Raw genomic sequence first — 18,478 nt, 5'->3', positions numbered from 1 at the left:
TAGCGGTGACGACTTTCGAGGAACGGACCACGGTGCACGCTTTCCGGGACGACGCTCTGGGGGAGCACGACGCCGTCGGGCTCGCCGACGCGATCCGGCGGGGTGAGGTCGGCGCTGCCGAAGTCGCCCGGGATGCGGCGGAGCGGGTACAGGCGGTCGAGGCGCGGCTCAACGCGGTCCAGGTGCACATTGAGGCTCCGGCGCACGCTACCGGGGCGGGCGGTGCCTTCGCCGGGGTGCCGACCTTCGTCAAGGACAACACAGACTACCTGGGGCTGCCCACCGGCCACGGCAGCGCAGCCTTCACTCCGAGGCCCGCGCGGCGGCATGCGCCGTTCGCCCGGCAGTTCCTGAGCAGCGGCGTCACGGTGCTGGGCAAGACCCGGCTGCCCGAGTTCGGGTTCAGTCCGACCACGGAGTGCGAGGGCGGTGAGCCTGTGCACAACCCGTGGAACACGGGCTACTCGGCGGGTGGTTCGTCGGGCGGCAGCGCAGCGCTCGTCGCTGCCGGGGCGGTGCCGATCGCGCATGCCAACGACGGCGGTGGCTCGATCCGGATCCCCGCGGCCTGCTGCGGACTGGTCGGTCTCAAGCCGACCCGTGGCCGGGTCGTGGCGAATGCCCAGGGCCGTCAACTGCCTCTTGACATAGTCTCCGACGGCATCCTGAGCCGTTCCGTGCGGGACACCGCCGCGTTCCTTGCCGCCGCCGAGACGTACTGGCGCAACCCGAAGCTGCCGCCCCTGGGCCTGGTCGAAGGCCCCTCGGCGAAGCGCTTGCGCATCGGCTTCCTGTTGGACTCGCCGAACGGTGTCCACTGCGACACCGCCACCCGGGCGGCCGTCACGGAAACCGTGGCGACGCTCGAACGGCTGGGCCACACCGTGGAGCCGGTGGTGTTGGCCATCGACCCCCGCTTCACCGACGACTTCCTCACGTACTGGGGGCTGCTGTCGTTCCTCCTCGGCGTCACGGGCCGGACCCTCGGCGCGGACTTCGACCGGCGCCGCATGGACGGCCTCAGCCGGGGGTTGCGGGAGGCGTACCTGGAGAACTGGCGGCGCACTCCGGGCGTGCTGCGGAGGCTGAAGCGTACGAGGGAAACATACGCGGCGGCGTTCCGCGGGCTCGACCTCGTCCTTTCCCCCGTGCTCGCCCACACCACGCCACCGATCGGTCACCTCGGCCCGGCCGTTCCCTACCCGGCACTGATCGAACGGATCCTCGCGTACGTCGCGTTCACACCGGTCAACAACGTCGTCGGTACACCGTCGATCTCGGTGCCCGCCGCGAGTGCGACGGGGGACGGGCTGCCCATCGGCGTCATGTTCTCCGGCCGCCCCGGCAGTGAACGGACGCTGCTGGAGGTCGCGTTCGCGCTGGAGGCGGACCGCCCTTTCCGGCGTATTCAGGACGTGTGACATCGCGGCTGCCTGGGGCATGCGCAGCGCCGTCTTCGGGCGGCCGCTCTATCTCCGAACGCCCGTTCCCGCCGGCCCCCGCACCGTGCCGAGCAGCTCCGCTGCGACGAGGCCCTGGCCGCCGCCGCGGGCTTGCCGGCGCCTGTGGGGGAGCCGGACAGCGTGCTCTGCTCCCCGCCAGGGAGTCCGGGTCCGGTTTGGACTTCCGCCTCGTACTCCGTCCGGCATCCCCACCCCCTGAACCGACTCGGCGCCGTCCCCCCTCGCACACGAGCCGACTGGGGACCGAAAGGAACTGGACCTCAGGCGTCCTGCGGCGAGACGTAGAAGCCGGTGGTCGCGGCTACCGGGGCGGCCACCACATCGTCTGGTCCGTCCAGGTGGGCGGCCCATGAGCAAGGGCGACGTCGGTTTCCGCGCGGTGGCGGTCTGGGGACCGTGCTGCGGGGCAGCGGCGGGTGGATCAAGCGCCGTTGGGCTTGGGGTTCATGGACTGCATGGCCTCCTCGGCCCGCTTCTCCATCTCCTCCGCGGGGACGTCCTCAATGTGCGAGGCGATGCTCCAGCGGTGGCCGAAAGGGTCTTCGAGCTGACCGGTGCGGTCGCCGTAGAACTCGTCCTTGACCGGCGACAGTTCCTTGGCCCCCTGGGCGAGGGCCTTGGCGAACACCCTGTCGACGTCCTCCACGTACACATGCAGGGTGATCGGCGTGCCGCCGACCGCCTTCGGGGAGCGGAATCCCATATCCGGGTACTCGTCCGCGAGCATGACGACCGAGTTGCCCAGCCCCAGCTCGGCGTGGCCGATCTTGCCGCCCGGGGCAGGCATCCTCATGCGCTCTTCCGCGCCGAGCACGGACACGTAGAAGTCGATCGCGGCCGCGGCTCCGTCGACACAGAGGTACGGCGTGACCCGCGGATATCCCTCCGGGATGGGTTGGACGGTCACGGTCTCCCGCCTTTCCGAACAGTGACGATCACCGCTGACCGCCGCCTTGGACCACTGGTATCCCGAACCCCGGGCCACGCGCCGACGCCGCGCGGCAGCCGACCACGGGATGCCCCGAAGGGCGGCAGCTTCAGTGCCGGCCCATTCCTTCTGCAACGTGCCGGCCGCCGTTCTGCTGTTGCCGCGCGGGCACGGGCCTGAGCGGGGGGACGGCGACAGCCGTCGAGCTGGTTCGTCACCGGTCGGGTGGGAACCCCGCGACTCGGAGTGGACCGTGTCCTGGCCGGACCGGCGTATGTCTCTTCAGCGTCTCGTCCAAGAGACGCTGACCGATTCACGGCGCGCGCTGCGTTGCGTGACGGTCCTTGGGGCCTGCCATCAGGGCCCGCAGCCGGCGAGAGCGGGCACCTCTTTGCTCCCCGCCCAGCGCGGATTCTCTGGTGCTGGTTCCGGAGAGGTCTCGGACGGGCAATGTACGGCGGTAGCGGCCCCCGTGTCCCAGCCCCTCCTTCTGCCTCGAAGGGTCGATGCACCTCAAATGCAGAGCGCCTGCCGGCTCCAGGGCAGGCTCGGGCGGTTCCGGCACCTCCGGAGGCAGGACGTCCACAGCCACCCCCGTTCCGACCGGCGTGACGTAACTCCCCCCGGTCGGAGATCGACGCCACCGCTACTGATCGGTACCGTCCACGGGAACAGCGGATGCCGATCCCGGCAGACGGAAATGACATCGCCACCGTGAGGGCGCGCGCCCGCAACACGACAGGGGACATTGATGTTCCGCAAGGTATTGGTCGCCAACCGGGGCGAGATCGCGATCCGCGCCTTCCGCGCGGCGTTCGAGCTCGGCATCTCCACCGTGGCCGTTTTCCCCTACGAGGACCGCAATTCACTCCACCGGGCCAAAGCCGACGAGGCCTACCAGATCGGCGAAAAGGGTCACCCGGTGCGGGCCTATCTCTCGGTCGACGAGGTGATCAAGGCCGCGCGCAGGGCGGGTGCCGACGCCATCTACCCCGGATACGGCTTCCTGTCGGAAAATCCCGACCTCGCCGCCGCGTGTGCCCAGGCCGGGATCACCTTTGTCGGGCCCCCCGCTTCCGTACTGCATCTCACCGGGAACAAGTCCCGCGCGGTGGCGGCCGCCCGCGAGGCCGGGGTGCCCGTCCTGAAGTCGTCGGAGCCGTCCACGGACGTGGACACACTGATCGGCGAGGCCGACTCCATCGGGTTCCCGGTGTTCGTCAAGGCGGTCGCCGGCGGCGGCGGGCGAGGAATGCGGCGCGTCGCCGAGCCCGCCGAGCTCCGGGAGTCGATCGACGCGGCGATGCGTGAGGCGGAGTCGGCGTTCGGAGACGCCACCGTCTTTCTGGAGCAGGCCGTAGTCAACCCCCGCCATATCGAAGTACAGATCCTCGCCGACGCCCACGGGAATGTCGTCCACCTCTACGAGCGTGACTGTTCGGTGCAGCGCCGCCACCAGAAGGTCGTCGAGATCGCGCCCGCGCCGAATCTCGACCCGGAGCTGCGCGCGCGCATCTGCGCCGACGCCGTCGCGTTCGCCAGGCACATCGGGTACGTCAACGCGGGGACCGTGGAGTTCCTGGTCGACGAGCGCGGCAACCATGTCTTCATCGAGATGAACCCGCGTATCCAGGTGGAGCACACGGTCACCGAGCAGGTCACCGGACGGGACCTGGTGATCGGGCAGCTGCGGATCGCCGCGGGAAAAACGCTTCCGGAACTGCACCTGACGCAGGACGACATCGTCCTCACCGGCACGGCCCTGCAGTGCCGTATCACCACTGAGGATCCCGCGAACGGTTTCCGTCCCGACACCGGCACCATCTCCGCGTACCGTTCCCCGGGCGGCCCCGGTGTACGGCTCGACGGCGGCACCGTCCACACCGGCGCCGAAGTGTCTGCCCACTTCGACTCGATGCTGGTCAAGCTGACCTGCCACGGCCACGACTTTGCCAACGCCGCCCGCCGAGCACGGCGCGCGATCGCCGAGTTCCGTATCCGCGGAGTCGCCACCAACCTGCCCTTCCTGGGCGCCGTGCTCGACCACCCCGGCTTCCGAGAAGGCCGTGTCACGACGAGTTTCATCGCCGAGCATCCGGAGCTGATCGGGGCCCGCCCCTCGGCCGACCGCGGAAGCCGCATGCTCACGTATCTCGCCGAGACGACCGTCAACCGTCCCCACGGCCCGCGTCCCGTGGTCATCGACCCGGCCGCCAAGCTCCCTCCCGCCTCACTGGGCAGTCCGCCCGCCGAAGGCTCCCGGCAGCGCCTCGCGGCCCTCGGGCCGGAGGCGTTCGCAGCGGAGCTGCGTGCGCAGCGGGCCGTCGCGGTGACGGACACGACCTTCCGCGACGCGCACCAGTCCCTGCTGGCCACCCGGGTGAGGACGCGCGATCTGCTGGCCGTCGCCCCTCATGTCGCCCGCACAGCACCGGAGCTGCTGAGCCTGGAGTGCTGGGGCGGTGCCACCTACGACGTGGCTCTGCGCTTCCTCGCCGAGGATCCTTGGGAGCGGCTCGCGGCGCTGCGAGAGGCGGTGCCCAACATCTGTACGCAGATGCTGCTGCGCGGTCGCAACACCGTCGGCTACACGCCCTACCCCGTCGAGGTGACCGAGGCCTTCGTCGCCGAGGCAGCGGCAACCGGCATGGACATCTTCCGTATCTTCGACGCGCTCAACGACGTCTCACAGATGCGTCCCGCCATCGATGCTGTCCGGTCCACCGGCACCGCGCTGGCCGAGGTCGCCCTGTGCTACACCGCGGACCTGTCGGACCCGGCCGAACAGCTGTACACGCTCGACTACTACCTGCGCCTCGCGGAGCAGATCGTCGAGGCCGGCGCGCACGTACTGGCCATCAAGGACATGGCCGGTCTGCTGCGCCCGCCCGCCGCCCGCACCCTGGTGACCGCACTGCGCGAGCGCTTCGACCTTCCGGTGCATCTGCACACCCATGACACGGCGGGCGGCCAGCTCGCGACGCTGATCGCCGCGATCGACGCGGGCGTCGACGCCGTCGACGCCGCCGTCGCCTCGATGGCGGGCACCACCAGCCAGCCGTCCCTGTCAGCGCTCGTCGCGGCTACCGACCACACCGAACGCGCGACCGGGCTCTCGCTCGGCGCGGTCGGGGGACTTGAGCCGTACTGGGAGGCCATGCGCAAGGTCTACGCGCCCTTCGAGTCGGGGCTCGCCTCGCCCACCGGGCGCGTCTACCACCACGAGATCCCCGGCGGACAGCTGTCCAACTTGCGTCAGCAGGCCATCGCGCTCGGCCTCGGCGACCGCTTCGAGCTGATCGAGGACTGCTACGCGGCCGCCGACCGGATGCTGGGCCGACTGGTCAAGGTGACCCCCTCATCGAAGGTGGTGGGAGACCTCGCCCTGCACCTGGTCGGAGCCGGCGTCCAGGCGGCCGACTTCGAGTCCGACCCCGGCAAGTTCGACGTACCGGACTCGGTGGTCGGATTTTTGCGCGGCGAGCTCGGCGACCCGCCCGGCGGCTGGCCCGAGCCGTTCCGTACCCGCGCACTCCAGGGCCGCCCCGGGCAGGCCGAGGCCCCGACCTTGTCGGACGAGGACCGAGAGGGACTGGGCCGGGAGCGGCGGGCGACGCTGAACCGGTTGCTGTTCCCCGGCCCGACCAAGGAGTTCGAGGCCCACCGCGAGGCCTACGGCGATACGTCCGTACTGCCCACGCAGGACTTCTTCTACGGTCTGGAGCAGGACACCGAGCACACGGTCACCCTGGGGGCCGGTGTCACGCTGCTGATCGAGCTGGAGGCTATCTCCGACGCCGACGAGCGGGGCTTCCGTACGGTGCTGGCCACGCTCAACGGCCAGCTGCGCCCGGTGTCGGTGCGGGACAAGTCCGTCGCCACCGAGGTCAAGGCCGCGGAGAAGGCCGAGCGCGGCAACGACCGGCATGTCCCCGCGCCGTTCGCCGGCGTCGTGACGCTCCAGGCGGAGGAGGGCTCCTTGGTGTCGGTGGGTCAGACGGTGGCCACCATCGAGGCGATGAAGATGGAGGCCTCCATCACTGCCCAGTGCGCGGGCACGGTCGCGCGGCTGGCGATCGGAAAGATCCAGCAGGTCGAGGCGGGCGATCTCCTCATCGAGATCGGCTGACGCCTGATTCGTGCGGGCGTGCGCGGCCGACTCGGGGGAAGTTCTCCTCGGCCGCCCGCCCGCGTACGGAAGACGGCCGGCCGCCCGCCGCCTGTCGCTGGCCCCTCGGGTGCCAGTGCCGGTAGCCGGGGTCTTTGAGTGATCGCCTGGGACGCAGTGCGGGAGTTGCAGGGGTCGGCGCCCGTGACCAGACCCATTCAGACGCCACCAGGCAGAAGTGGACGTGATCGTTCCGGCTGTCCGCCGAAGGGCGCATGCCAGGTCGGTTTGAGGTGGAGGCTCGGCGTCTGGGGGAAGTGACGCCCGCCGGCCCGACGGCGTCGACGATTCAGGTGGCTTTGTGGCGTTGGTAGTACCGGGCCACACGGGCCCGGTTGCCGCAGCGCGAGGCCGAGCACCAGCGGCGGCGCGGATGGGTGGGCAGGAACAGCATCACGCAGCCTTCGCCCTCACAGGCACGGACTTTGCGGACTGCGGGATTGGTCAGCAGGCGGACAGTGTCCTCTGCGAGCAGGGCGGCCAGGCGTGTGCCAGGTGCGCCCGGACGGTGGAGGGCAAGCGTGAATGAGCCGCCGTCCCAGGCCAGTTCCTGTATGGCGGGCGCGGTGTGCAATGCCGCGTTGAGGCCGTCCAAAGCCGTCATGGGTGGCCGCTCGCCGCGCCGGGCGGCGTGCACTGCGGCCGCGATGTGGTCGCGCACGGCCTGTACGGCAGCCAGGTCGGCATCGGTGAGCAACGCCGCGTCCGGTGCCGACTCGGCGAAGCGTTCGGCCTGGAGGCCCACCCATGACCGCAACCGGGTGACGTCGGCGAGCAGGTCGACCGGGCCGTCGACGGTGTTCGGGCGGGTGTTGACCAGGTCGAGGGCCAGGGGCTCGCCTGTCAGCGGATGTGGATCAACCATGTGCCTAATGGTACACGGGCGTGTTGACGCATTAGCTTGAAGTCGTTAGAACTAATGCATCATCTCGACAGAGAGGCATGTGAAATGGCGCCGCTGGTCCTCCCCCGCATCGTCCACCGCCACGTCGAGGTCGACGGAGTGCAGGTCTTCTACCGCGAATCTCTTCCGTCCCGGACGGACGCCCCGGTCTTGTTGCTGCTGCACGGCTTCCCGTCGGCCTCTCACCAGTTCCGGCGTCTCATCGACGCACTCGGCGCTCAATACCGGCTGATCGCACCGGACTACCCGGGCTTCGGACACACCCGGGCCCCCAGTGGCTTCTCCTACACCTTCGATCGGCTCGCGGACATCACCGAGGCATTCGTGGAACAACTCGGTCTGACCAGGTTCGTGATGTACGTCTTCGACTTCGGCGCTCCCGTCGGCTTCCGGCTGGCAACCCGTAACACCGAGAAGATCGCCGGCCTGGTCGTGCAGAACGGCAACGCGTACGAACAGGGTCTGTCAAAGGGCGCCCGCGACTTCATCGAGCTCCGCCCGGACGTGCCTGGCGACGAAGGCATCATTCGCGACCTGCTGACCCTGCCCGCCACGCGCGGCCAGTACGAGGGCGGCACCAGCGACCCCGAACTCGTCGCCCCCGACGGCTGGACCCTCGACCAGCACTTCCTGGACCTTCCCGGACGCAAGGAAGCCCAGATCGCCCTGGCCTTCGATTACCACACCAACCTGAAGCACTACCCGCAGTGGCAGGCATGGCTGCGCAATCACACCCCACCCACCCTCATCACCTGGGGCCGCAACGACCCCTTCTTCCCCGAACCTGGCGCCCACGCCTACCTGGGTGACCTCCCCGACGCGGAACTCCACATCCTCGACACTGGCCACTTCGCACTGGAGGAGAACCTCCCCGAAATCGCCCCTCTCATCGCCGACTTCCTCGACCGCACCTGGACCTGACCGGGCCCCTGACCTCTGAGCACTCGTACCTGGCTGAGCACGTGGAGCAGTACGCAGACGATCGGTGGCACTGGCACTGGCGCCGGTGTGGAGGGCGTCAGCGGTCGACGTGGCTTCGCGGAGGGAGCCGCCCAGGGTGCCCAGCTCAGATGGGTCGGCGTTCGGTGCACGGGCGGGCCGGACCTGCATGCGTCCAGGCACCCGCTGGTAAACTGGGGGCACGCTTCGACACCGCCGGGGCCCGTACCGAGGGGTACGGGCCCCGGCGCGTTCCGGGCGCCAGACCGAGGAAGGTTCCCCATGAACGCGAATTTGCCGGCCCCTGGACTCTCCCGTGCCGGCAAGCCCCAGCGCGCGACAGCGCCGCAGGGTGAACTCTCGACGCCGCAGACGGTGGTCCCGGGCCTGCCGCCCGCCGAGTCGTTCGACGCACTCGGGCTGCCGCCGGAACTGACGCAGACGATGATCGGCCTCGGGGTGAAGGAACCTTTCCCGATCCAGGCGGCGACCCTGCCCAACGCGCTGGCCGGCCGCGATGTCCTCGGCCGCGCGCGGACCGGCTCCGGCAAGACGCTCGCTTTCGGGCTTGCGCTGCTCGTCCGTACGGCCGGTCTGCGAGCGGAGTCGAAGCGGCCGCTCGCACTGGTACTGGTGCCGACCCGGGAACTCGCTCAGCAGGTGAGCGACGCACTGGCGCCGTACGCGCAGGCGTTGAATGTACGACTGGCGACGGTGGTCGGCGGGCTGTCGATCAACCGGCAGCAGTCGCAGCTGCGGACCGGCGCCGACGTGGTCGTCGCGACGCCGGGGCGGCTGGCCGACCTGGTGTCGCGCCGGGACTGCCACCTGAACCAGGTGCGGATCACGGTGCTGGACGAGGCGGACCAGATGTGCGACCTGGGGTTCTTGCCGCAGGTCTCGGAAATCCTGGATCAGGTCCGCCCCGACGGGCAGCGGCTGCTGTTCTCGGCCACGCTCGACCGCAACGTCGACCAGCTGGTGCGGAGCTACCTGCACGACCCGGTCCTCGCCTCGCTCGACCGGGTGGCGGGCTCGGTCACCACGATGGAACACCATGTGCTGAACGTCCACGCCGCCGACAAGTACGGGATCGCGACCGAAATCGCCGCGCGGGACGGCCGGGTACTGATGTTCCTGGACACCAAGGCCGGCGTGGACCAGTTCACCCGTCACCTGCGGGCCAGCGGCGTACGGGCTGCCGCCCTGCACAGCGGGAAGTCGCAGCCGCAGCGCACGCACACGCTCGCCCGGTTCAAGGACGGTGAGATCACCGTACTGGTGGCCACCAATGTCGCGGCGCGGGGTATTCACATCGAAGCGCTCGACCTTGTCGTCAACGTCGACCCGCCGGCCGACGCCAAGGACTACCTGCACCGTGGCGGACGCACGGCACGCGCCGGGGAAGCCGGAAACGTGGTCACGCTGGTCACCCCCAACCAGCGGCGTGATGTGAACCGGATGATGACCGACGCCCGCATCCGGCCGACTGTCACCCAGGTGCGCTCCGGCGAGGAGAAGCTGACCGCCATCACCGGGGCGAAGCGCCCGCCGATCGAGGGGAAGACCAGCGGCGGCAACGCCCCCTTCCGTGGCCTCGGCACCCGTCCGGGCCGCCCCGCGAAGGAGTCCCGCAAAGCCGCCGAGGCCCGCAAGACGGCGGAAGCCCGAGCGGCGGCCCGGGTGCGCAAGGGCCGCTGACGCCGGCCCACCTCCACCGGCCGGACGAGTGGGGTGGCCGCCCCCGCATGCCCTGGGTGATGGGGTCGCGCGCGGCGGGCTCTCTCCTTGCGGGCGAAGCCCGACGCGACCGTCGGGCGGGTTCCGCGATGCCGAACGTCCGTGCTGGGCGCTCAGGGCTGTCTCGGCGTCGGGGCAGGAGGGCATCAGTGTGCTGACGCCGGTGAGGTCGAGCATGCGGGCGAGGCGGTCGGGGACGGCGGTCAGGGCGAGGGATCCGTCGATGGTCTTCGCGCAGCGCAGGATGCCACGTTCCTGAGGCGCGGCTCAGCGCCGGATGCAGACGCCGGTCCACGTTTCGACATCGCCGGCCCCCTGCCTCCTCGTCAGTGTCCTGGCCGCGACGGCCGGTATCTCGGAGGGGGACTCTGTGGCACCGCCGGGGAACGGTCACTGACCAGGGCGCGAGCCCGCGCATCAGCGGGGATGGCGCGAACAGGCTCACCGGACGGGGCGTCGGCCGGTGCGGCGCCACCGCATGGCGGCGTAGAACAGGTCGGCGATCAGCACGGCGATGCCGATGATCAGAAGGTAGAACAACCCCTCGGCGGCGACGCCGATGATGCCGAGCACCAGCGCGACGACGACCAGAAGCAGGATCAGAGTCATGAGCGTGTGCCTTCCGGCGCAGTGTGCTGGGGAGTCAGCGACGGGCGAGACGGCGTTCGCCGCCGGCGCCCGGCTCGTACGGCAGGTCGTAATGGACGAAGATCGCCTCTTCGTCCTCGGCGGGCAGGACATCGTCGGTACCCATGGACGGCGCGCCTTTCACCAGGGCTTTGGCGTAGCAGACCTTGACGTACCCCGGCCCGACGATCGCGTCGGCCAGCGGAACGAAGACCAGTCGGTGACGGGTCGGCAGACCGACCTGGACGGTGGCCACGGCCGGTTCATCGCTACGGGTGTCGACATACACCGCCTCCAGCGTCCCGATCTTCCGCCCTCCGGAGTCCACTACGTCATGGGTACGCCACTCACGGATATCCGCGCTTTTCACCACGTCTGCACCCTCTGCTCTCCACCGCCCCTGTGACGGTGCCGTCCGGTGTGCACTTCGAAGCCCAGCACATATTCGCGCTTCAGGGTCATGTTCCCTCAACTGGGACGGCGACTCGTGTCGCGCCACTCTCTCGTTCGCCAGGCAGGACGACGGACCAATCCGCTCAGCGGCCGGTTCCGAATGAGGGGCGTGAGGACCTCCCGTACGTACCTGGCCCGTGGTGCGCTCGCCGCCCTCGGCGGCCTGCTCTCCGGCTACGCGGCACTCGCCGTCGCCGAGCTCGTCTCGGCTGCCGTCCGCCCCGAGGCGGGGCCCGTCACGGCGGTGGGTGGTGCGGCGATCGACCGCACACCGGCGCCGGTGAAGGACTGGGCCATCCGGAATTTCGGTGAGGACGACAAGCTCGTTCTGCAGCTGGGCATCCTGGCGACCCTCACCGCCCTGGCGCTCGCGCTCGGCGTGGTGGCGCTGCGGTACCGGCGCGCCGGCTCGGCCGGTGTGCTGATCTTCGGTGTGGTGGGCGCGGCAGCGGCGGTGAGCCGCCCGGACTCCACCGGCGCCGCCGACGCCCTGCCGTCGCTTGTCGGTTCCGTGGCGGGCGCCGCTCTCCTCTACGTTCTGGTCGGCAGGCTGAGGAACCAGGATCGCTCGACGGCCCAAGGCGCCCGGGGGCGTGACTGGGACCGGCGGGGATTCCTGATCGCCGCCACGACCGCGGCCGTGGCGTCCACCGCCGCGGGCGCCCTGGGCAGGTCTCTGCACAGCCGCCGAGGGCAGAGCGCGGTGGCTTCCCGCGCCGCGGTCGTGCTTCCCGGGCCTGCTTCGCCGGCCGCGCCCGTTCCGTCCGGTGCCCAGCTGCGGATTCCGGGGATCAGCTCCTTCACCACGCCGAGCAAGACGTTCTACCGCGTGGACACAGCCCTGGTGGTGCCCAAGGTGGACGCCACGACCTGGCGTCTGCGGATCCACGGCAAGGGCGTCAGGCGTCCGCTGACCGTCACCTTCCAAAATTTGCTGGAACGTGAGTTGATCGAGCGGGACATCACGCTGACGTGTGTGTCCAACGAGGTCGGCGGCCCATATGTGGGTAACGCGCGCTGGATCGGCGTACGGCTGGCGGACCTGCTGCGCGAGGCCGGTGTGAAACCGCCCTCCCGGGGCGGGCCCGCGGACCAGCTGGTGGCACGCTCGGTGGACGGGATGACGCTCGGCACACCGGTCGAGGACGTCATGGACGGCCGCGACGCGATGCTCGCGGTCGGAATGAACGGCGAACCGCTCACCTTCGTGCACGGCTTCCCCGTACGGATGCTCGTCCCGGGGCTGTACGGATACGTATCGGCCTGCAAATGGATCCAGGACATCGAGCTGACCACGTTCGACGACTACGACCCGTACTGGGTCAAGCGCGAGTGGGCGCGCAAGGCTCCGATCAAGACCCAGTCCCGTATCGACACACCCAAGCCCTTCGCCCGGCCCAAGGCGGGCACCGTCATGGTCGCCGGCGTGGCATGGGCACAGCACCGCGGAATCGACAAGGTGGAAGTCCGTATCGACGACGGGCCCTGGCGGCCCGCTGACCTCGCCGCCCAGGACACCGTCGACACCTGGCGCCAGTGGTCTTTTCCGTGGAAGGCGACCCCCGGCGGCCACACCCTGACCGTGCGCGCCACCGACCGCACGGGCGAAGTCCAGACCGAGAAGCGAACGCGCACCGTCCCGGACGGGGCGGACGGCCGGCACTCGGTCGTCGTCACCGTCGACTGACCCGGCCTCTGCCCGGCAGCTCCCTGAGGACGGCCTGCGCCCCGACCTCCGCGTCGCCGCCCGGTGGCACTGTCAGTCGGATGCCTTGACTTCCAGTTCGGCCCACACCGTGTGCCCGTGGCCGGAGCGGTCGTCGCCCCAGGACGAGGCCAGTGTGTCGACGACGAACAAGCCGCGTCCGCCGCTCATCAGGGAGCCGGAGGGGTGGCGCCAGCGGGCGCGCAGCAGCTCGGTGTTGATGCCGGCTCCGGCGTCGGCCACCTCCAGCCGCACGTAACGCCGCCCGCCCTCTCGCGACAGCAGCGACATGCTGACGCTCCATGGCGGCTTGCCGTGGCGGACAGCATTGGACAGCAGCTCCGTCATCACCAGCAGCGCGTCGTCAGTGAGGCGGCGCAGCCCCCAGTGCGCCAGATGCCGGCCGATGACGGCTCTGGCTCCGGCACCCGCCGATGAGGCGGCCTCGCCCCGGGTGGCCCGGAAAGGGGGCGTAAGAGGTACGACGACTCTCATGCATGCTAGTCGTCGCCGACAGGCCCGTGGATGGGTCTTCCCTCAGACAACGGCAGCGGAGTCATTTCCGTCCCCCGGGCCGTGACGGTACGGCCCCGCAGCCCGCTTCTGCTCCTTCGGGGCCGTACCGCTTCCCTCACGCACTCCATTCGTCACCGGAGCCGGTACGGATTGGTCGTGCAGCGATCGCTCTCGCCGGGAAACACAACGTCCGGCCGGGCCATGAGCGGCGCCGGGGGAGGGGGCTCACCGGGTGCGGAAGCCGGGGCGATAGCGTCATGTGCCCAGGATTGGAGTGCCATGGCTCGCACGTTCACCGCTTCCGACAGCGTCATCATCGAGACCAGCCCGTCGAGGGTCTACGAACACGTCTGCAATCCCGCTCTCATGGGGCAGTGGAGTCCCGAGAACCTCGGTGCCACACTGGGCGTCGAACAAGGTCCGGCGTACGTCGGCATGGTCTTCGACGGTCACAACAAGCGGGGTGCGTTCCGCTGGACCACGCGATGCACCGTGACCGCGGCCGATCCCGGTGAGCTGTTCCGCTTCCGTGTGCACGCCATCGGCGTGAAGAAGCCACGGCTGCGCGGGCCCATCGCCACCTGGGAGTACCGGTTCGAGCCGGCCGGTGACGGCACCAAGGTGACGGAGACGTGGACGGACGACCGGCGCTCCTGGCCCGACTTCGTGGCCAACGCGTTCGACAAAGCGGCGACGCGCGGACACACCTTCGCCGACTTCCAGCGCGGGAACATCCGGACCACGCTGCGAAACCTCAAGGCGGCGCTCGACGCCCCGTCCACGACGCGGCTCTGACCGGCGTATTCCGGTGAGGACCCGGTGCGAGGCGATCCCCGCTTCGGGGGAACGCGCGTCCGCCTTTCCGCGTCATGGAGAGAGTGATCGAACTTGTCGACTCTTCCAGTCCTGACGGCTCCGAAGAGACAGTGCGGCCTGGTCCGCTGTGGCGCCACGCCGTGTGGGTTGTGGGCATCGCCGTCCTCGGAGTGGCCGTGGGCTGGGCCGGTGCCCTGTTCCGTATCGGCCCCGAGGAGTACGGACTGCCGTCCGCCGCTCCGGGGCCGGCCTGGCCGTACCTCGTCGCCTGGACCGTGACCGGCCTGGTGATTGCGGCCACCCTGCGGGCGGTCGCCGCGAAGGTGCCGCTCTACGCTCCGGGGCGTACCGCGGCCGTACTCACCCTTCTGGGAACGCGGCTCTCGCTGGGCTGGCGGCCCGAGGCGCCGGTGCTGGCGGTGATGGCGGCGGCCGCGCTGACAACAGCGGCCCTGTGGTGCGCCATTGCGCTGCGCCCCCGCTTGAGGTCGTGATCGCTCGTCGGGAGTGGGCGAGCGGGGGCACCCCGAGCGGGTGCGCTTGGCGTGCCGCCGATGAGTTCTCGCGGTCGGCCTCGTCTACTGGAGGAGGAAGAACTCACCGGCGACATCTGTGGAGAGCCAGCATGAGGAAAATCATCGCGCAGCTGTTCATCTCGCTCGACGGCGTAGTGGAGGCGCCCGACCAGTGGCACTTCCCCTACTTCAACGACGAGATGGGGGCAGCCGTCGACGCCACCCTCGGCGGCGTCGACACCATGCTCCTGGGGCGCAAGACCTACGACAGCTTTGCCGGCGCCTGGCCCGACCGGGAGGCCGCCGGAGGTGAGGACGCCCCCTTCGCCAAGGTCCTCGGTGACGCGCGGAAGATCGTCGTCTCGAGCCGGTCGCTCGAGTTCACCTGGCGGAACTCGGAGCGGCTCGAGGGCGATCTCGTCGAGGCGGTCACCGCCCTGAAGAACGAGCCGGGCTCCAGCCCCATCATGATGAGCGGCTCCGTCTCTGTCGTCCGCCAACTGCTTGCCGCAGGGCTGCTGGACCAGCTGCACTTGCTGGTGCACCCCATCGCCGTGCGCGGGGGCATGCGACTGTTCGACGAGGGCGAGGCTCCGATCCCCCTGAAGCTGCTCTCCTCCGAGACGTTCAGCACGGGCGTGCTCAACCTCTTCTACGCCCCCGCTGAATCAGTCGGCGAGGCCACGTACGACGATGCCAAGGCCCACCTCTCCCAGCCCGGGCAGTAGCGCGACCCCGTCGGCGCGGTGCGGACGGCACGGTGACGCGCCAGGAGCAGCAACTGCCTTACCTCCGGGGTAATCGTCTCGGCCGGGCTCTCGCGCTGCCAGGTTTGCGGTGTCCCCGCGTCGGCAGGAAGCGGACCCAGAGGCGGAGTCAAGCCTTGTCCGTAACCGCACGTACGAACACGCGCACCGTGGTCGAGGAGTTGCTGCTCAGGATTGGCGAGGGCGATCCTGAGCGCATCGCCGAGCTGTACGCAGAGCACGGCGACTGGAAGCTGAACTGCGGGCGCCGAACACGGCCGTACCGCCACGCCGTGGATCCGGCCGAACCACCCGGGCCGACGTGGCGGCCCACTACCGCGAACTCGCCGAGCACCACGTGCCGGAGCAGGCGGGCGACCGAGGTCGAACGCATCGTCATCGACGGAAACGACGCGATCGTACTCGGCGAGATCCGCCGGACGGCCCGGTCGACCGGACGTGCGTACCGCGCGCGGTTCGCTCTGCACCTCACCGTCGAGGACGGGCTCGTCACCCGGCATCACGTCTACGAGGACAGCCTCGCCGTCGCGCAGGCCTTCGACGCGGAACGCGAGTGAAGGCGGCGGCCCGTCGGAAGGCCTGGCCGGTCACCGGATCGCAGCCCGCCCCGAGGGCGGGGTGCGTTCAGCGTCGCAGGACCCACCGCTGCGCCGACTCCAGAGGGCCGTACCTGAAGCGCCTCAGCCACAGCGTGGCGCCCACCATCAGCACCGTGCACACGGCGGCCCACAGTCCCATCACCCACCACGGGTGGGCCGGCCCGTCGAACCGGGTCGCCAGGCCCAGTCCGAAGCCGTACGAGACCACCACGCACAGCGCGTTCTGCAGCACGTAGCCGGACAGGGCCGTCCGGCCGACCGAAGTGAGGCCGGTGGTCAACGGGCCGGGACGCCGTACCCGGTCCACCACGGCACCGATCAGGCCGATGTAGCCGACCGCCACCACCGGCGCGGCGCAGTAGCGGCTCAGCAGGAACCAGTCCTGGCCCGCCACGGCGAACACCGCGGTGAGGGGGAGTCCCAGCCCCAGCCCCCAGCGGAGCATCCGGGCGCGGAGCCGTCGCCCCGTCGCGTCCGCGCCGAACGCGCCGGCCCGGAACAGCCGTACCCCGAGCAGGAAGAGGAAGACCAGCAGCCCGAAGGAAAGAACCGGCTCCAGCCGCAGTACAAGAGCGTTCTCCAGCCGGAAGGACACCTGGTCCAGGTAACTGCCGTGCGCGTACAGGTCCACGACTTCGTGTGAGACACCGCTCGCGCTCTCCTCGCCGGGGCCGGCCGCCACCAGCGCGGCAGTGAGGAGACCCATGAAGGCCAGGTGCAGCCCCGCCGCCCACCGCATGGCCCGTAGCCGCGCCCGGTCCGACCGCGTCAGCAGCCACGCCACGAGCAGGGCGGTTACGGCGTACCCCATGAGTACGTCCCAGGCGAAGACGAGTACGAAGTGCAGGGTTCCCTCGGCGAACAGGAACAGCGCCCGCCGGCGGTAGCGGCCCGGCCAGCGCTGGCCGCGCCGTGCCGCGGAGTCGAACTGGATCGCCAGACCCACGCCGAACAGGATCGTCAGCATCGACAGGAACTTCCCGTCCGCCGTCACCCGGAACAGCGTCTCGGCGACGGCCGGTACCGTTCCCCGGTCGCTGCCGCCGGTCCCGCTCTGCAGGATTCCCCACTCGGCGCCGGGAGCGGTGAAGATCCACACGTTGGTCATCAGTGTGCCCAGGATCGCGACTCCGCGCAGCACGTCGAGCAGTGCGAGGCGGCCGCCGCCGGCGCCGGGCGTCGACACAGTGGAGGGCAGGGTTTCGGTCATGTGTCCATGGTCGGGGCCCGGCGGCCGGCCCTCGTCGTGAGCAAGAACGAACCCGGGCTACATCGAAAGATGCACCACGGGGCCGCAGGGGTGAGAGGGCGAAGTACGGCTAGCCGGCTCGCCTGCAGCGCGCCGGTGCCCCGGCCAACTCCTCCATTGGCGTGTGACCTTGACGCATCGGATGCAGAAGTCACCCTCCTCCTGTGTTGGCTGACCTTTCATCACTTTGACACCCGTCGACGCCCGGTGCGCTACGAGGTTCGGTGAGGCTGAGATGGGCATGTCAATCAAGCCGCGTGCCCCACGCCGCGGCCGATCAGGAGGACGCAGTGAAGACGAGCTCGCGGATCCGCAAGGTTTCGCTCATCCTTGGCAGCGCCTTCGCGCTGGTCATCGCCTTTCCCGGCAGCGCACTCGCCGACCCGCCCAAGGCATTGCCCGCCAACGCGGACGGTCTGGAGCAGACGTTCCAGCCGGCCTTCGACTACGACACGGACGGCTGCTACCCCACCCCCGCCATCGGCCCCGACGGGACGGTGAACGGCGGGCTCAACCCGTCCGGCGCCCTCAACGGCCAGTGCCGCGACGCGTGGGACCTCGACAACACCAACGGATACGCGCGGTCCAAGTGCAACAACGGCTGGTGCGCGATCATGTACGGCCTCTACTTCGAGAAGGACCAGGCCGTGGCGGGCAGCGGTCTCGGCGGGCACCGGCACGACTGGGAGCACGTCGTGGTGTGGGTGCAGAACAACGAGGCCCGGTACGTTTCCACCTCCGCCCACGGCAATTTCAACGTCTCCAGCCGTGACCGGATCCGGTGGGACGGGACGCACCCCAAGGTCGTCTATCACAAGGACGGCGCGGGAACGCACTGCTTCCGCCCCGCGAACTCCAACGACGAGCCGCCGGAGAACCACTACCACGGCTGGCAGTTCCCCAGGCTGGTCGGCTGGAACGGCTACCCCGCGGGTGTCCGCGACAAGCTGAGCCAGGCCAATTTCGGCAGTGCCGTCTTCGGTCTCAAGGACGGCAATTTCAACCACCACCTCGAGAAGGCCAAGCCGGCCGGCATCGCGTTCGACCCCAACGCCTGACGAACAGGCCGGGGGTGCGGACCCCGGCGCG

General features: G+C 69.9%; 16 protein-coding genes. 10 read left to right on the top strand and 6 right to left on the bottom strand.

Going from position 1 to position 18,478, the window contains the following annotated elements:
- Positions 1-5 precede the first annotated feature (5 nt).
- The gene (locus ACWIHY_RS13525; protein WP_454375800.1) at positions 6-1,421 is read left to right on the top strand and encodes an amidase; all 1,416 of its coding nucleotides are present in this window, start codon (positions 6-8) and stop codon (positions 1,419-1,421) included.
- Between the two features lie 463 nt (positions 1,422-1,884).
- Here the strand turns inward: ACWIHY_RS13525 and ACWIHY_RS13520 are convergent, their stop codons facing one another.
- Positions 1,885-2,370, bottom strand: a complete 486-nt coding sequence (locus ACWIHY_RS13520; protein ID WP_454375799.1) for a VOC family protein — start codon at positions 2,368-2,370, stop codon at positions 1,885-1,887.
- 772 nt (positions 2,371-3,142) lie between these two features.
- On the opposite strand from ACWIHY_RS13520, the gene ACWIHY_RS13515 reads away from it, so the two are divergent.
- Positions 3,143-6,520 (top strand): pyruvate carboxylase, encoded by a 3,378-nt coding sequence (locus tag ACWIHY_RS13515; protein ID WP_454375798.1) that lies wholly within the window; start codon positions 3,143-3,145, stop codon positions 6,518-6,520.
- Between the two features lie 328 nt (positions 6,521-6,848).
- On the opposite strand, the gene ACWIHY_RS13510 is transcribed toward ACWIHY_RS13515, so the two are convergent.
- Positions 6,849-7,424, bottom strand: coding sequence for a CGNR zinc finger domain-containing protein (locus ACWIHY_RS13510; protein WP_454375797.1), 576 nt, complete (start codon positions 7,422-7,424; stop codon positions 6,849-6,851).
- 84 nt (positions 7,425-7,508) lie between these two features.
- Between ACWIHY_RS13510 and ACWIHY_RS13505 the strand changes: the two genes are divergently transcribed.
- Positions 7,509-8,384, top strand: coding sequence for an alpha/beta fold hydrolase (locus ACWIHY_RS13505; RefSeq protein ID WP_454375796.1), 876 nt, complete (start codon positions 7,509-7,511; stop codon positions 8,382-8,384).
- A 300-nt stretch (positions 8,385-8,684) separates the two neighbouring features.
- On the top strand, positions 8,685-10,103 hold the full coding sequence (locus ACWIHY_RS13500) for a DEAD/DEAH box helicase (RefSeq protein ID WP_454375795.1): 1,419 nt from the start codon (positions 8,685-8,687) through the stop codon (positions 10,101-10,103).
- A gap of 480 nt (positions 10,104-10,583) precedes the next feature.
- On the opposite strand, the gene ACWIHY_RS13495 is transcribed toward ACWIHY_RS13500, so the two are convergent.
- Complete coding sequence (locus ACWIHY_RS13495; RefSeq protein ID WP_454375794.1) at positions 10,584-10,751, bottom strand: hypothetical protein; 168 nt, start codon at positions 10,749-10,751, stop codon at positions 10,584-10,586.
- A gap of 34 nt (positions 10,752-10,785) precedes the next feature.
- Positions 10,786-11,142 carry a PRC-barrel domain-containing protein gene (locus ACWIHY_RS13490; protein ID WP_454375793.1) on the bottom strand — a complete coding sequence of 119 codons (357 nt, stop codon included), beginning with the start codon at positions 11,140-11,142 and terminating at the stop codon, positions 10,786-10,788.
- Positions 11,143-11,322: 180 nt separating this feature from the next.
- Between ACWIHY_RS13490 and ACWIHY_RS13485 the strand changes: the two genes are divergently transcribed.
- On the top strand, positions 11,323-12,909 hold the full coding sequence (locus tag ACWIHY_RS13485) for a molybdopterin-dependent oxidoreductase (RefSeq protein WP_454375792.1): 1,587 nt from the start codon (positions 11,323-11,325) through the stop codon (positions 12,907-12,909).
- Between the two features lie 72 nt (positions 12,910-12,981).
- On the opposite strand, the gene ACWIHY_RS13480 is transcribed toward ACWIHY_RS13485, so the two are convergent.
- On the bottom strand, positions 12,982-13,422 hold the full coding sequence (locus ACWIHY_RS13480) for an ATP-binding protein (RefSeq protein WP_454375791.1): 441 nt from the start codon (positions 13,420-13,422) through the stop codon (positions 12,982-12,984).
- Between the two features lie 300 nt (positions 13,423-13,722).
- Between ACWIHY_RS13480 and ACWIHY_RS13475 the strand changes: the two genes are divergently transcribed.
- The 4 genes from ACWIHY_RS13475 to ACWIHY_RS13460 all read left to right on the top strand — a co-directional run bounded on the left by ACWIHY_RS13475 (position 13,723) and on the right by ACWIHY_RS13460 (position 16,098).
- On the top strand, positions 13,723-14,238 hold the full coding sequence (locus ACWIHY_RS13475; protein ID WP_454375790.1) for an SRPBCC family protein: 516 nt from the start codon (positions 13,723-13,725) through the stop codon (positions 14,236-14,238).
- Between the two features lie 170 nt (positions 14,239-14,408).
- A complete protein-coding gene (locus ACWIHY_RS13470; RefSeq protein ID WP_454375789.1) occupies positions 14,409-14,753 on the top strand; it encodes a hypothetical protein in 345 nt (114 codons plus the stop codon).
- Positions 14,754-14,884: 131 nt separating this feature from the next.
- Positions 14,885-15,502, top strand: coding sequence for a dihydrofolate reductase family protein (locus ACWIHY_RS13465; protein WP_454375788.1), 618 nt, complete (start codon positions 14,885-14,887; stop codon positions 15,500-15,502).
- Positions 15,503-15,657: 155 nt separating this feature from the next.
- Positions 15,658-16,098, top strand: a complete 441-nt coding sequence (locus ACWIHY_RS13460) for a nuclear transport factor 2 family protein (RefSeq protein ID WP_454375787.1) — start codon at positions 15,658-15,660, stop codon at positions 16,096-16,098.
- A 67-nt stretch (positions 16,099-16,165) separates the two neighbouring features.
- Here the strand turns inward: ACWIHY_RS13460 and ACWIHY_RS13455 are convergent, their stop codons facing one another.
- Entirely contained in the window at positions 16,166-17,350 is a 1,185-nt protein-coding gene (locus tag ACWIHY_RS13455; protein WP_454375786.1) for a DUF418 domain-containing protein, read from the bottom strand.
- A 329-nt stretch (positions 17,351-17,679) separates the two neighbouring features.
- On the opposite strand from ACWIHY_RS13455, the gene ACWIHY_RS13450 reads away from it, so the two are divergent.
- Positions 17,680-18,447 carry an NPP1 family protein gene (locus ACWIHY_RS13450; RefSeq protein WP_454375785.1) on the top strand — a complete coding sequence of 256 codons (768 nt, stop codon included), beginning with the start codon at positions 17,680-17,682 and terminating at the stop codon, positions 18,445-18,447.
- Positions 18,448-18,478 lie beyond the last annotated feature (31 nt).

The organism is Streptomyces sp. NPDC055287 (assembly GCF_053646035.1).
The sequence above is the reverse complement of the archived record's forward strand: the minus strand, read 5'-3'. Positions and strand labels throughout refer to the sequence as shown.

Excerpts from the sequence above, each read along its gene's own strand:
- ACWIHY_RS13515 (WP_454375798.1), top strand. The coding sequence starts at position 3,143 with ATGTTCCGCAAGGTATTGGTCGCCAACCGGGGCGAGATCGCGATCCGC.
- ACWIHY_RS13485 (WP_454375792.1), top strand. The coding sequence starts at position 11,323 with ATGAGGGGCGTGAGGACCTCCCGTACGTACCTGGCCCGTGGTGCGCTC.
- ACWIHY_RS13465 (WP_454375788.1), top strand. The coding sequence starts at position 14,885 with ATGAGGAAAATCATCGCGCAGCTGTTCATCTCGCTCGACGGCGTAGTG.
- ACWIHY_RS13510 (WP_454375797.1), bottom strand. The coding sequence starts at position 7,424 with ATGGTTGATCCACATCCGCTGACAGGCGAGCCCCTGGCCCTCGACCTG.
- ACWIHY_RS13475 (WP_454375790.1), top strand. The coding sequence starts at position 13,723 with ATGGCTCGCACGTTCACCGCTTCCGACAGCGTCATCATCGAGACCAGC.
- ACWIHY_RS13480 (WP_454375791.1), bottom strand. The coding sequence starts at position 13,422 with ATGAGAGTCGTCGTACCTCTTACGCCCCCTTTCCGGGCCACCCGGGGC.
- ACWIHY_RS13505 (WP_454375796.1), top strand. The coding sequence starts at position 7,509 with ATGGCGCCGCTGGTCCTCCCCCGCATCGTCCACCGCCACGTCGAGGTC.
- ACWIHY_RS13500 (WP_454375795.1), top strand. The coding sequence starts at position 8,685 with ATGAACGCGAATTTGCCGGCCCCTGGACTCTCCCGTGCCGGCAAGCCC.
- ACWIHY_RS13455 (WP_454375786.1), bottom strand. The coding sequence starts at position 17,350 with ATGACCGAAACCCTGCCCTCCACTGTGTCGACGCCCGGCGCCGGCGGC.
- ACWIHY_RS13495 (WP_454375794.1), bottom strand. The coding sequence starts at position 10,751 with ATGACTCTGATCCTGCTTCTGGTCGTCGTCGCGCTGGTGCTCGGCATC.